The 12,278-nt window shown below is 65.2% G+C and carries 9 protein-coding genes and 1 pseudogene; 6 read left to right on the forward strand and 4 right to left on the reverse strand.

Going from position 1 to position 12,278, the window contains the following annotated elements:
• Nucleotides 1-123: 123 nt before the first annotated feature.
• Nucleotides 124-1,056 carry a dihydrodipicolinate synthase family protein gene (locus D7006_RS22890; protein WP_168459619.1) on the reverse strand — a complete coding sequence of 311 codons (933 nt, stop codon included), beginning with the start codon at nt 1,054-1,056 and terminating at the stop codon, nt 124-126.
• Nucleotides 1,057-1,224: 168 nt separating this feature from the next.
• Between D7006_RS22890 and D7006_RS22895 the strand changes: the two genes are divergently transcribed.
• The 3 genes and pseudogenes from D7006_RS22895 to D7006_RS22905 all read left to right on the forward strand — a co-directional run bounded on the left by D7006_RS22895 (nt 1,225) and on the right by D7006_RS22905 (nt 3,593).
• Nucleotides 1,225-2,301, forward strand: a complete 1,077-nt coding sequence (locus tag D7006_RS22895) for a LacI family DNA-binding transcriptional regulator (RefSeq protein ID WP_237354681.1) — start codon at nt 1,225-1,227, stop codon at nt 2,299-2,301.
• Nucleotides 2,302-2,348: 47 nt separating this feature from the next.
• Nucleotides 2,349-2,522 (forward strand): annotated as a pseudogene (locus D7006_RS22900) (IS5/IS1182 family transposase); the annotation flags it as partial.
• Between the two features lie 120 nt (nt 2,523-2,642).
• A complete protein-coding gene (locus D7006_RS22905) occupies nt 2,643-3,593 on the forward strand; it encodes a glutathione S-transferase family protein (protein WP_237354682.1) in 951 nt (316 codons plus the stop codon).
• Nucleotides 3,594-3,612: 19 nt separating this feature from the next.
• On the opposite strand, the gene D7006_RS22910 is transcribed toward D7006_RS22905, so the two are convergent.
• On the reverse strand, nt 3,613-4,176 hold the full coding sequence (locus D7006_RS22910) for a TetR/AcrR family transcriptional regulator (protein ID WP_237354683.1): 564 nt from the start codon (nt 4,174-4,176) through the stop codon (nt 3,613-3,615).
• Between the two features lie 191 nt (nt 4,177-4,367).
• Between D7006_RS22910 and D7006_RS22915 the strand changes: the two genes are divergently transcribed.
• From D7006_RS22915 to D7006_RS22925, 3 genes are all read left to right on the forward strand, one after another.
• Complete coding sequence (locus D7006_RS22915) at nt 4,368-5,903, forward strand: efflux transporter outer membrane subunit (RefSeq protein ID WP_237354684.1); 1,536 nt, start codon at nt 4,368-4,370, stop codon at nt 5,901-5,903.
• A 73-nt stretch (nt 5,904-5,976) separates the two neighbouring features.
• The gene (locus tag D7006_RS22920) at nt 5,977-7,098 is read left to right on the forward strand and encodes an efflux RND transporter periplasmic adaptor subunit (protein WP_237354685.1); all 1,122 of its coding nucleotides are present in this window, start codon (nt 5,977-5,979) and stop codon (nt 7,096-7,098) included.
• A 72-nt stretch (nt 7,099-7,170) separates the two neighbouring features.
• Entirely contained in the window at nt 7,171-10,194 is a 3,024-nt protein-coding gene (locus D7006_RS22925) for an efflux RND transporter permease subunit (protein WP_237356982.1), read from the forward strand.
• Between the two features lie 431 nt (nt 10,195-10,625).
• Here the strand turns inward: D7006_RS22925 and D7006_RS22930 are convergent, their stop codons facing one another.
• Nucleotides 10,626-11,558 (reverse strand): carbon-nitrogen hydrolase family protein, encoded by a 933-nt coding sequence (locus D7006_RS22930; RefSeq protein WP_237354686.1) that lies wholly within the window; start codon nt 11,556-11,558, stop codon nt 10,626-10,628.
• Between the two features lie 5 nt (nt 11,559-11,563).
• A complete protein-coding gene (locus D7006_RS22935) occupies nt 11,564-12,250 on the reverse strand; it encodes a flavin reductase family protein (RefSeq protein ID WP_237354687.1) in 687 nt (228 codons plus the stop codon).
• Nucleotides 12,251-12,278 lie beyond the last annotated feature (28 nt).

Below are 12,278 nucleotides of genomic sequence, written 5' to 3' on the forward strand. Positions count from 1 at the left end.
TTTCTTTTTGCCGGAGGCCAGAGGCACACCCGGAGATAGGGCGCGTTCCGGCCCGGAGCCGGCACGCGCTTCTCACCCGAAAGGGCCCGGAGGCGGCAGAAGCCGCCTCCGGGAGGGTAATGATCAGGCCGCGAGGGCGTCGGCGACCACGGTGAGGCCGGAGGCCTTCACCGCCGCGCGGATTTCGGCGTCGGCCGCTTCGCCGAGGGGCTTCAGGGGCTCGCGAATGTTCACGTTGTCGATGAGGCCGCGGGCGCGCAGCGCATGCTTGAGGGCAACCGTGCCCTCCATATGCGAGCCGCGGTGGTAGACGGCGCGGGTCACGGGCAGGAGCTGCTCATGATACTTGCGGGCGAGGGTGTAGTCCTGCGCCTTGCCGGCCTTGAGGTATTCGATGAGCAGCTCAGGCGCCATGTTGCCGTAGCCGACGAGCAGGCCGTCCACGTCGAACATGGTGGGCAGCAGCCACTCGTCATGGCAGGACATGATGGCGAGGTTCGGGAAGGCCTTCTTGAGGGCGGGGATCTCGTTGTACCAGCGCTTCATGTCGCGCACGCCGTTCTTGGTGGCGGTCACGCCCGGAATGGCGGCGATCTCGAGCTGGGTGTCGAGGTCGTAATTGGCCTTGGTCACGGCCGGGTACTGGAACAGGATGCACTCAAGGCCGGACTGGGCGATGGCCTTGTAGCGGTCCTGCGGGGCGCCCTTCTGGTAGCCGAAGCGCAGCCAACCGTGGTTGGGATATACGAGCGCGCCGCTCGCGCCGGCGTCGAACTTCTTCTTGGCCTCGATCTCGGCGACCTTGGTGCCTTCACCGGTGATGCCGGCGATGACCGGCAGGGGAGTGGCATCCTTGTAGACGCGGATAAGCTCGATCTGCTCCTCGAAGGTCAGGAAGGTGCCCTCGCCGGCATGGCCGAGGATGACAAGGCTCTTCACGCCGGGGATGGCGGCCAGCCACTTGGCGAGGCGCGCGTTGCCGTCGAAATCGACGTCGCCATTGTCCTTGAAGAGGGTGACGGGGGCGGGGTTCAGGCCCTTCCAGTCGATAGCCATGGTTTCAGTTCCTTCCTTGGGATCGTTCAGACCGAAATTCGGTCCCGCTTCCTCCGACCCGCAGTCTCCTTAGGATCGTTAGCGGGAACGTTCCCATAATTGCCCTTGTGTCCATCGTCTGTCAATCGCTAACGTGTCGCCGGGCCCCCGATCGAAGGACACACGCCGTTGAACGATGACGAACCGCAGGAGCGGCAGGGGCGCGTGACCATCCTGGATGTCGCGGCCGCCGCGGGCGTCTCCAAGTCCACCGTCTCGCGCATCCTCGACGAGCGCCTGCCGCGTTCGGAGAATGCGACCGCCCGGCGCGTGCGACAGGTGGCGGAAAGCCTCGGCTATGTGCGCGACGTGTCTGCCGCGAGCTTGCGCCGCGGCCAGACCAATACCATCGGCGTCATTGTCCCGCGGTTGACGGACACCGTAATGGCCATGCTCTACGAGGCCCTCGCCCGGGCCTGCGCGCGGACCGGACAGTTCGCCATCGTCGCTACCACCGACGACGAACCGCGCGCCGACCGCAAGGCGGCGCAGACGCTCCTGCAGCGGGGCGTTGACGGCCTCGTGCTCTCCACCGCCCGGCAGGGCGACGACTTCGCCCAGGAACTGGCGGAGCGCGGTGTGCCCTATGTGCTCGCCCTGCGCAGTGACGGGCGCAGTCTTGCATCCGTGGGCGACGACCGGCTGGGCGGATATCTCGCCACGCGACACCTGATCGATCTCGGCCATCGCCGCATCGGCCTCATTGCCGGCCCCTCTTATGCCTCCAGCAGCCGGGGGCGGGTCGAGGGTTACCGGCAGGCGCTCAAGGAGGCTCACATTGTTGAGGACCCGGCGCTCGTGGTCGAATCCACCTTCGACATCGATTCCGGAGCGGATGCAGCCGAGCGGCTGATGCGCCTTCCTCAGCCGCCCACTGCGCTCTTCGCGGTCAACGACAATACCGCCATCGGCGCCCTTTCCACGCTCGCACGGCTCGGGCTCTCGGTCCCCGGTGACGTCTCCCTGGTGGGCTACAACGACATCCCCATCGTCAGCCGCCTGCCGACCCCGCTCACCTCGGTGCGCGTGCCGTTCGACCAGATCGCCGCCGACGCGCTGGATCTCCTGACTCGGGGCGCCGCAACGCGCGCCGACCACCTGCGGATCGCCGCGCCGACCCTCATCCCCCGTCAGTCAACGGCGGTTCCGGGACCGACGCTCGGCAGAGCTGAAAAGGCCAGACACCGAGGGCGGGAACGCCACTAATTAACGGGATCGGTGCCGACGTTTTATTTAAAGTTCTGGTGAGTTGGCGCCGATTACTGGTCAAGACAAGTCACAATACTGGACTGATGCTGGACCTCGATCACGCTGGGCGCGAGGCGTACCCTCCGGCCGCCGTGATCGACAGTCAGTCGGCGAAGGCACCCAATGCCGGAACATGGGGTTACGATGCCGGCCAGAAGATCGTCGGACGCAAGCGCCATACAAGGCGGGGGAACGAACGGCTGCGGCCGCAGCGCGACTCAAATTGTGCTGGGCCACCTTCGGAGCGCTCTCCCATGAAGTGGCTCCCGAGATACCTACAGCCAGAGGGGCGATGACCGATGGGTGAACTCGTAGGCGGCAGGTGGCAGCGCGGCGGTATCGATACCGCCATAAAAGACGGGCAATTGCGGCGCCCTCCGTCCCTGTTTCGCAACTGGATCGTCGACGGCGAAGGACCTGCTGCGTTTCCCGCCGAACCTGGCCGATATCACCTCTACGTGTCGCTCGCTTGCCCCTGGGCGCACCGCACCCTCATCATGCGACGACTGAAAGGCCTCGAAGCGCTGATCGGCCTTTCGGTCGTACACTGGCTGATGGGAGAGGATGGCTGGTCATTTCAGCCGGGTGTCGGTGTCGTGCCGGACACGGTAAACGGCACCCAATGGCTTCATCAGCTTTATACCCTGAGCGAACCGCACTGCACGTCGCGAGTGACCGTGCCGGTGTTGTGGGACAAGGCGACCCGGAAAATCGTCTCCAACGAATCCGCGGACATCATTCGCATGTTCAATACCGCCTTCGATCGCGTGGGCGCGGCCGAGGGCGATTACTATCCGCTGCCGTTCCGCAACCAGATCGACGCCGTCAACACGCGGATTTATGACACTCTCAACAACGGCGTTTATCGCGCCGGATTCGCGACCACACAGTCCGCCTACGAGAATGCCGTGGCGGATGTCTTCGCGACGATGGACTGGCTGGACGAGCACTTGGCGCAGCGGCGGTTCCTCGTCGGCGAGCGGCTGACCGAAGCTGACATCCGGCTGTTCACCACGCTCGTGCGGTTCGATCCGGTGTATTTCGGCCACTTCAAATGCAATCGGCGGGCGCTCGTCGACTATCCAGCGCTCTGGCGCTACACGCGCGCGCTCTACCAACACCCCGCCATCCGTCCGACTGTCGATTTCGAGCACATCAAGCGGCACTACTACGCCAGCCATTCCTGGCTCAATCCGAGCGGCATCGTCCCCGTCGGACCTGACCTCGACTTCGAAACGCCGGTCACTTGACGTTGCCCTCACGTTTCGCTCAGGCCTTGTAGAAATCGAGGAACATGGCAACGCCGCTATCGATCAGCTGATTGGCATCACGGGCGCGCGGGGGTGGAAAGGCGAGCGCGCCTGCGAGTTTTGCATCTTCTGCGACGAGTGCGAGAAACTGGTGCGCAGCCAGGTCGGGATCGGGGATGCGCACGCGCGCGGTGTCGTTGAGCGCAGCCAGATAGGTTGCGATCTGGCGGATCGATGCGCCCGGGCCCTCGTCGTAAAACACTTCCGCTAGACGCGGAAACCGGGGCGCGACCGGAATCAGAATGCGGAAGATGTCCAGCCCTTCGCGCTGGGCGAAGATGCGCCGGTAATTGATTGCGACCTTTCGCAACTCCGACTCGACAGAAGCGTTCTGGGGGTCCGGCACATAAAGGTTCGCATTGACCGCGCGGCATTCGACACGGATCAGCTCCTCGAAGAGGGCGGCTTTGCTGGAGAAGTGCGCATAGAGCGTCGCTTTGGAAAGCGCGCCGACGCGGGCGATCGCGTCCATCGTCGCGCCGTCGTAGCCCGCCTCGAGGAACACCGCGCGGGCCGCCTTCAACGCCTCCCGAGCTTTGGGTCTCAGGCTGCTGGAGGCTTGCGGTACAAGGGTTGATGCGTTGCATTCCGACATGCCTTCAACTTAATCGAACTGTACGGTTCAGTCCATATTGACTCTCGATTTATCTGGCCCTAGTCGTTGGTCGAACTGAACGGTTCGGTTCAGATTGGTTGTATGCGGGTGCCTTTGATATGCGAGACCTGTCTGCCCTCTCCCGGCTCGCCCCCCGCCTCAAGGGGGGCGTCGTCGCCGCTTCCCTGCTGCTGATGAACGGCTGCATGGTCGGGCCGGATTTCGAGGCGCCCGATGCACCGCGCGTCAGCGGCTACCTGCCCGAAGGCACGCCCCGTCCCACGACCTCGGCTGACGTCCATGGCGGGCGCAGCCAGGTCCTTCTTCGCGGCCGCGATCTGCCCGGCGAGTGGTGGCGGGTCTTCCGCAACAAGCAGATCGACGCCTTCGTGGCGGAGGCGATCCGCAACCATCCGGACATCGCCGCCGCTCAGGCTGCGCTTCGGGCGGCGCGCGAAAACGCGCTGGCGGGAGAGGGCAGCCTGTTTCCGCAGGTGTCGGCAAACGGCAGCGCCACCAGGCAGGTCACCTCGCTGGCGAGCCAGGGCGAGAGCGGCAACACCAGCCCCTACAATCTCTACAATGCCTCGGTCAGCGTCAGCTATGTGCTCGACGTGTGGGGCGGCACCCGCCGGAATGTCGAGGCGCTGGAGGCGCAGGCGGACTACCAGCGCTTTCAGCTGGAAGCGACCTATCTCAGCCTCACCGCGAATGTGGTGACGGCGGCCATCACTGATGCCTCCCTGCGCGCGCAGATCGAGGCAACCAACGACATCATCAAGTCGGAGCAGGAGCAGCTCAAGCTCGTCCAACGCCAGTTCGAGCTGGGCGCGGTGGCCCAATCCGATGTGCTCTCCCAGCAGTCGAACCTCGCCCAGACACAGGCCACGCTTCCGCCACTGCAGAAGCAGCTCGCCCAGCAGCGCAACCAGCTGATGGCCTATCTCGGCCGGCTGCCGAACCAGGACCGGGGCGAGCACGTGACCCTCGCCAGCCTCACCCTGCCGCGCGATCTTCCCGTGAGCGTGCCGTCCGCTCTGGTGCGGCAGCGGCCCGATATCGGCGCGGCAGAGGCGAGCCTGCACAAGGCCACCGCCACAGTGGGCGTCAACGTGGCCAACATGCTGCCGCAGGTTCAGCTCACCGGCAGCTACGGCAGGGCCGGCCTCACCCCCGACAGCCTGTTCTCGCCGGGCACCGCCGCCTGGAGCATCGCGGGCAGCGTCGCACAGACGGTGTTCGACGGCGGGACGCTCTATCACGACAAGGAATCCGCCGTCGCGAGCAACGAGCAGGCGTTGGCGCAATACAAAAGCACGGTCATCACCGCCTTCCGCGACGTGGCGGATTCGCTGCGCGCCATCGAGGCCGATGCCAGCACGCTGAAGGCCCAACTCGCCTACGAGAAGGCGGCGCAGGAGAGCGTGAAGATTTCCCGCACCCAGTATCTCGCCGGGGCGGTGACCTATCCCTCGGTGCTCACCGCCGAGCAGAACTTCCAGCAGGCGGTGGTGGCGCGGGTGAAGGCGCAGGCCGCCCGTTTCACCGATACCGCGGCGCTGTTCCAGGCCCTGGGGGGCGGCTGGTGGAACCGGGTGGACCAGACGGCGCAGGCCGAGCCCCGCACCAACGCCGGCTATTTCCAGGACCACTGAGAGGGCTGCAACGCCCCTCGCGAGCGCGCCCTCAAAACGACCCCTGCGCCGCAGCCGCAAGAAGAGACGTCAGATGAAGAAACGAATGATCATCATGCTGGCCGCCGTCGCCCTGGTTTTCGGGGCGCTGTACGGCTTCCAGCTCTTCAAGGCGAGCATGATCAAGCAGGCGCTGGCCTCGCTGCGCGACCCGCCACAGACCGTCGCCACCACGGTAGCTGCCCTCTCGCCCTGGCAGTCCACCGTCAAGGCGGTGGGCAGCGTGCGCGCAGAGGCGGGCGCAGATCTGGCGCTTGAGAGCTCCGGCACGGTCGCGAAGATCAATTTCAAGTCCGGTGACGAAGTGCGCGAGGGACAGGTGCTGCTCCAACTGCGCGACGAGCAGGAGGTGGCCAATCTCGCCGCCCTGAAGGCGACGGCGGATGTCAGCGCCATCATCCTCAACCGCGATCAGGAGCAGTTGAAGATCCACGCGGTCAGCCAGGCGACCATCGACAGCGACACCGCCAACCTCAAGAAGGCGCTGGCCCAGGTGGCCGAGCAGCAGGCTGTGGTGGACAAGAAGACGCTGAAGGCGCCCTTTTCCGGCCGCCTCGGCATCCGCTCCGTCGATCTCGGCCAGTATGTGAGCGCGGGCACGACCGTGGTGACGCTGCAGTCCCTCAACCCCATCTTTATCGACTTCTACCTGCCGCAGCAGGCCCTCGCCGAGGTGAAGGCCGGGCAGACGGTGAAGGCCACGGTGGACACCTATCCCGGCCAGGCATTCGAAGGCACGGTGACGGCCATCAGCCCCAAGGTGGACGTCACGTCGCGCAACGTTCAGCTGCGCGCCGAATTCAGGAACGACGACCACCGCCTCACCCCCGGCATGTTCGCGACCGTCGAGGTCGCCGTGGGAACACCGGACGCGTTCGTCACCGTGCCGCAGACGGCCATCATGGCCAATCCCTACGGCGACATCGTCTTCGTCGTGGAGAAGAAGGAGGGGTCGGCCACGGGCCTCGCCGCGCGTCAGGTGTTCGTGAAGACTGGCGCGACCCGTGGCGACCAGATCGCCGTCCTCTCTGGCATCAAGGCGGGCGACCAGATCGTCGCCGCGGGACAGATGAAGCTGCACAACGGGTCCCTGGTCAGCGTGAACAATGCGGTGCTGCCGGCCAACGACCCCGCTCCCTCCATCGTCGATCGCTGAACGGAGGCGCCCGTGTCATCCTTCACCGACATCTTCATCCGCCGGCCGGTGCTGGCGATCGTGGTCAGCCTGATGATCCTGGTGCTGGGCCTGCGCGCCATGAGCTCCATGCCCATCCTGCAATATCCGCGCACGCAGAATGCCATCGTGACGGTCTCGACCACCTATCCCGGCGCCGATCCGGACGTGGTGGCGGGCTTCATCACGACGCCGCTGGAAAATGCCATCGCCCAGGCGAACGGCATCGACTACATGACCTCCACCAGCACCACCGGCACCAGTACCATCACCGCCAACCTGCGGCTCAACTACGATACCGGCAAGGCGCTGACCGAGATCAACACCAAGGTCAATTCGGTACTTAACCAGCTGCCCTCCGGTACTCAGCAGCCGGTGCTGACGGTCAAGGTGGGGCAGACCATCGATGCCATGTATATCGGCTTCCGAAGCGACGCCATTGCCGGCAACCAGATTACCGATTACCTGATCCGCGTGGTGCAACCGAAGCTGCAGGCGGTGCAGGGGGTGCAGACGGCGGAACTGCTCGGCAGCAAGACTTTCGCCATGCGCGCCTGGCTCGATCCCATCCGCCTCGCGGCCTATGGCGTGACCGCCTCGGAGGTCTCCACCGCGCTCACCCGCAACGACTACATTGCGAGCCTCGGCAACACCAAGGGCCAGATGGTGCAGGTGAATCTCACTGCGTCCACCAGCCTGCACAACGTGGAGGAGTTCAGGAACCTCATCGTCAAGGAGGCGAACGGCGCCATCGTGCGTCTGAAGGACGTGGCCAACGTCACCCTCGGTGCCGACGACTATGATTCCGCCACCATGTTCGACGGGCGGGAGTCGGTCTATATCGGCATTCAGATCGCCCCCACCGCCAATCTGCTCGATGTCATCAAGGGCGTGCGCGCGGTGCTGCCGGACATCGAGAGCCAGCTGCCCACCGGGCTTTCCATGGGCGTGATCTACGATTCCTCCGCCTTCGTGAATTCCTCGATCGAGGAGGTGATCCACACGCTGGTGGAGGCGCTCGCCATCGTGACCCTGGTGGTGTTCGCCTTCCTCGGCTCCTGGCGCTCGGTGCTCATTCCCGTCATCGCCATCCCCCTGTCGCTGATCGGCACCTTCCTGATGATGCTGGCCTTCGGCTTCAGCATCAATCTCCTCACGCTGCTCGCCCTCGTGCTCGCCATCGGCCTCGTGGTGGACGACGCCATCATCATGGTTGAGAGCGTCAATCACCACATGGAGGAGGGGATGAGCGCGCTTCAGGCCGCCTTCGCCTCGGCCCGGCAGCTCGCCAATCCGATCATCGCCATGACCGTGGTGCTGATCGCGGTCTATGTGCCCATCGGCTTCCAGGGCGGGCTTACGGGTGCGCTGTTCACGGAATTCGCCTTCACACTGGTGGGGGCGGTAACGATCTCGGCCGTGGTGGCGCTGACGCTGACGCCGATGATGTCCGCCTACATGCTGAAGCCGGTGGACCATGCGGGCGGGGATCTGGAATCCCGCATGGTGCTGGCAGTGGACCGGGTGATGGGCGCTGTCACCGCCGCCTATTCCCGCTCGCTTACGGGCGCGCTCAATTACATGCCTGTCACTGCCGTGTTCGCCGGCCTCGTGCTGTGCAGCGTTTACTGGCTGTACGGCACGGCGCAGAGCGAGCTGGCGCCCGAGGAGGATCAGGGCATCATCCTCGCCCAGAGCATTTCCGCCCCCAATGCGACACTGCAGCAGAAGTTGCTCTACAATCGGCAGACCTACGAGACCTTCGCCAAGCATCCCGAGACCGAGACGGTCTTCCAGGTGGAGAGCACCGGCACCAGCATCGCCGGCTGGGTGCTGAAGCCCTGGGACGAACGCAAGGCAACCACCAAGACCCTCCAGCCGATGATCCAGCAGGAGCTGAACGCCATCGCCGGCCAGAAGATCGTTGCGTTCCAGACATCGCCTCTGCCCGGCTCCAATGGCTTGCCCATGCAGATCGTGATCGGCACCTCGGATGGGTTCGACAAGCTTAACGAGGTGGCCGCGAAGTTCATGCAGGAGGCGCTGGACACCGGCCTGTTCATCTTCCTCAACAACGATCTCAAGATCGACCAGCCGCAGGCCTCCATCGTCATCGACCGGGAGAAGACCTCCCTCCTCGGACTCTCCATGAGCGACGTGGGCGGCGCCCTCTCCTCGCTGCTGGGCGGCGGCTATGTGAACTATTTCAGTCTGGACGGACGCTCCTACAAGGTCATCCCGCAGGTGAAGCAGGAGGCCCGGCTCAATACGGACCAAGTGCTCGACTATTACATGCGCATGAGCGACGGGACCATGATCCCGCTGTCGACGGTGGCGCGCATCGAGACCAAGACCGTGCCGGAATCCCTCAACCACTTCCAGCAGGTGAACGCCGCCACCATCGCCGGCGTCGTCGCGCCCGGGGTGACCACGGGTGATGCCATCACGGTGCTGAAGGATCTCGCCAAGCGCACCCTGCCCACGGGCTATACGCTCGATTTCGGCGGTGCCTCGCGGCAATATGTGCAGGAGAGCGGCGGCTTCGTGACGACGTTCGCGTTTGCGCTGATCGTGATCTTCCTGTCGCTGGCCGCACTGTTCAACAGCTTTCGGGACCCGGTGGTGATCCTGCTGTCGGTGCCCATGTCGCTCGCCGGCGCGCTGCTGTTCATCAGCGTCGGCATCGGCGGGGCGAGCATCAACATCTATACCCAGGTGGGGCTCACCACACTCATGGGGCTCATCAGCAAGCACGGCATTCTGATGCTAGAGGTGGCGAACGAGTTGCAGCTTGACGGCAAATCCAAGCGCGAGGCCATCATCGAGGCCGCCACGCTCCGCCTGCGGCCCATCCTGATGACGACGGCGGCTATGGTGCTCGGCGTCGTACCGCTGATCTTCGCGTCCGGCGCGGGCGCCGCCTCGCGCTTCAACCTTGGCCTGGTCATCGCCACCGGCCTCGCCATCGGCACGCTGTTCACCCTCTACGTCGTGCCCACGGCTTATGTGTTGATGGGCCAGACTCACCGCCGCGAGGAAGGCGAGGGGGCCACGCCGACATTGGCTACTGCCGAATAGGTTCCGGGTGGATGCGGGGCCGGCGAACTGACGGCGGTGGTGGAGATGCCCTGGTATCCGCTGGCGCTCGAAAACCCCTCCGATCGGGGGCTAACCCCAATGGGAATCTAAACAATCCAACCCCACTATAAACCCCGCCTCTTTCGCGCGTTTCCGCGCGGACGCTCCAGGATGGTTGGGGACAAGCGGTCTTTTATAGATCTATGTTTCCATGCATTTTCCCCACGTCGCCGAACGCCGATGGAGGATAGTTCGGCGGACTTCGGCCCCACCAATTAAATTCCCACATCATCGACTGCTCAGACGACCGCAAGCGGGCGCCATGGCATCCCTGTATCACGGCCACGCCAGTGCATCCCCGCCAGCTTCTGCCGATGGGGATGCACTTCAAAGCCTCGCTCCGTGGAACGCAATTTGCTGACCTGCGCGCCCTAGCCTTCGCCGCGGGCGATGACGGGGAGCTGCGGCGCTTCGTCGACATTGAGGCTGAACAGATCGGGCCGCGCATAGTGGCCGATGGGATCGAAATCCAGCTTGGCGCCGATGATGTCGTCGAGGTCGATCTCGGCGGTGAGGATGGTCTCCTCGTCCAGCACAGGTCCGGCCAGGACTTCGCCGAGGGGACCGACGATCACCGAGCGGCCGTGCATCATCCAGGCGTCGGGGGCAGCCTCGATGCGGCTGGCGTAGTCCTCCGGAAAATCGGAGCGACGCATCACCTGGCAGGCGCTGATCACGAAGCAGCGGCCTTCCATGGCCACATGCCGCATGGTGGAGATCCAGGTCTCCCGGTCGTCGGCGGTGGGCGCGGCCCAGATCTCGACGCCCTTGCCGTAATAAGCCGCGCGCAGCAGCGGCATGTAATGCTCCCAGCAGATGGCGCCGCCAAGCTTGCCATAGGGCGTGTCGACCACGGTCAGGGTGGAGCCGTCGCCAAAGCCCCACACCAGGCGCTCGGAGCCGGTGGGCATCACCTTGCGATGCTTGCCGAGAAGACCATCGGGGCCGAGATAGAGCACGGTGCAATGGAGCGTTCCGCCGTCCCGCTCGATGATGCCGACCACGACATGGATGTCATGCTCCGCACAAGCCGCGGCCAGCTGGTCCACTTCCGGCCCGGGCACCGTAATGGCGCCGCGCACGTAGCGGACGAAATCCGCCCGCCCCTCGGTCGTCCGCCGGCCAACGCTGCAGCCGAAATCCAGCCCCTTGGGATAGCCGCCGATAAAGGCCTCCGGGAATACCGCGATCTTAGCCCCCGTGGCGGCAGCCTCGGCGATGAGGGCGACGATGCGCTGGGTGGCGGCCGGGCCGTCGAAGGGGATGGTTGCGGCCTGGACAGCGGCCACCTTGATCCTGGGCATTTCGCTCATTCCTTGTTGTGTGCTGCGCCGTTCCACAGCGGGCGATCGAGGTCGAAGAGGTCGCGCGTGCGCGTGTAGGCGGTCGGGCCGTGCATCCGGGCGACGAGATCAAGGGCGAGGCCGTCCACGCGCGGGCGGGCGGGATCGCCGGTCAGCACATGGGCGGCATAATGGGCGTGCAAGACCTCGCCGACGACCAGAAGCTGGCCCGGGCCGGTCTCCAGCAGATGGGTCATCCGGCATTCGAGGGCAACAGGGGATTCGGCGATGCGCGGTGGACGCACACCGATGCTGGGGGCGGCGGAAAGGCCCGCCAGCGCGATCTCATCCACCTCGGGCGGCGCATCCACGCAGGTCGCGTTCATGGCCTCCACGAGGGCATGGGGAACGAGGTTGACGACGAATTCCCCGGTCGCGCGGATGTTGGCGGCCGTGTCCTTCTCCGGCTCCGGCCGCGCAAGGATGCCGAGGGCCACCACCGGCCGGTCCGCGCCGAAGACGTTGAAGAAGGAATAGGGCGCGGCGTTCACGACGCCATCGGCGCTCATGGTCACGACCCATGCGATGGGTCTCGGCAGGACGGTGGACGCCAGCAGCCGGTAGCGCATCTCGGCGGAGAGGAAGCTGAAGTCGAAATGGCGCGCGGCGGGGCCATCCGGGGGCGCCGCGGCCTGTGTCTGGGTATTGGTCATGATGTCCCTGCGGCCGGCGTCAGGCGCT

It is taken from the genome of Xanthobacter sp. YC-JY1 (assembly GCF_021730305.1).
Classification (GTDB): domain Bacteria; phylum Pseudomonadota; class Alphaproteobacteria; order Rhizobiales; family Xanthobacteraceae; genus Xanthobacter; species Xanthobacter flavus.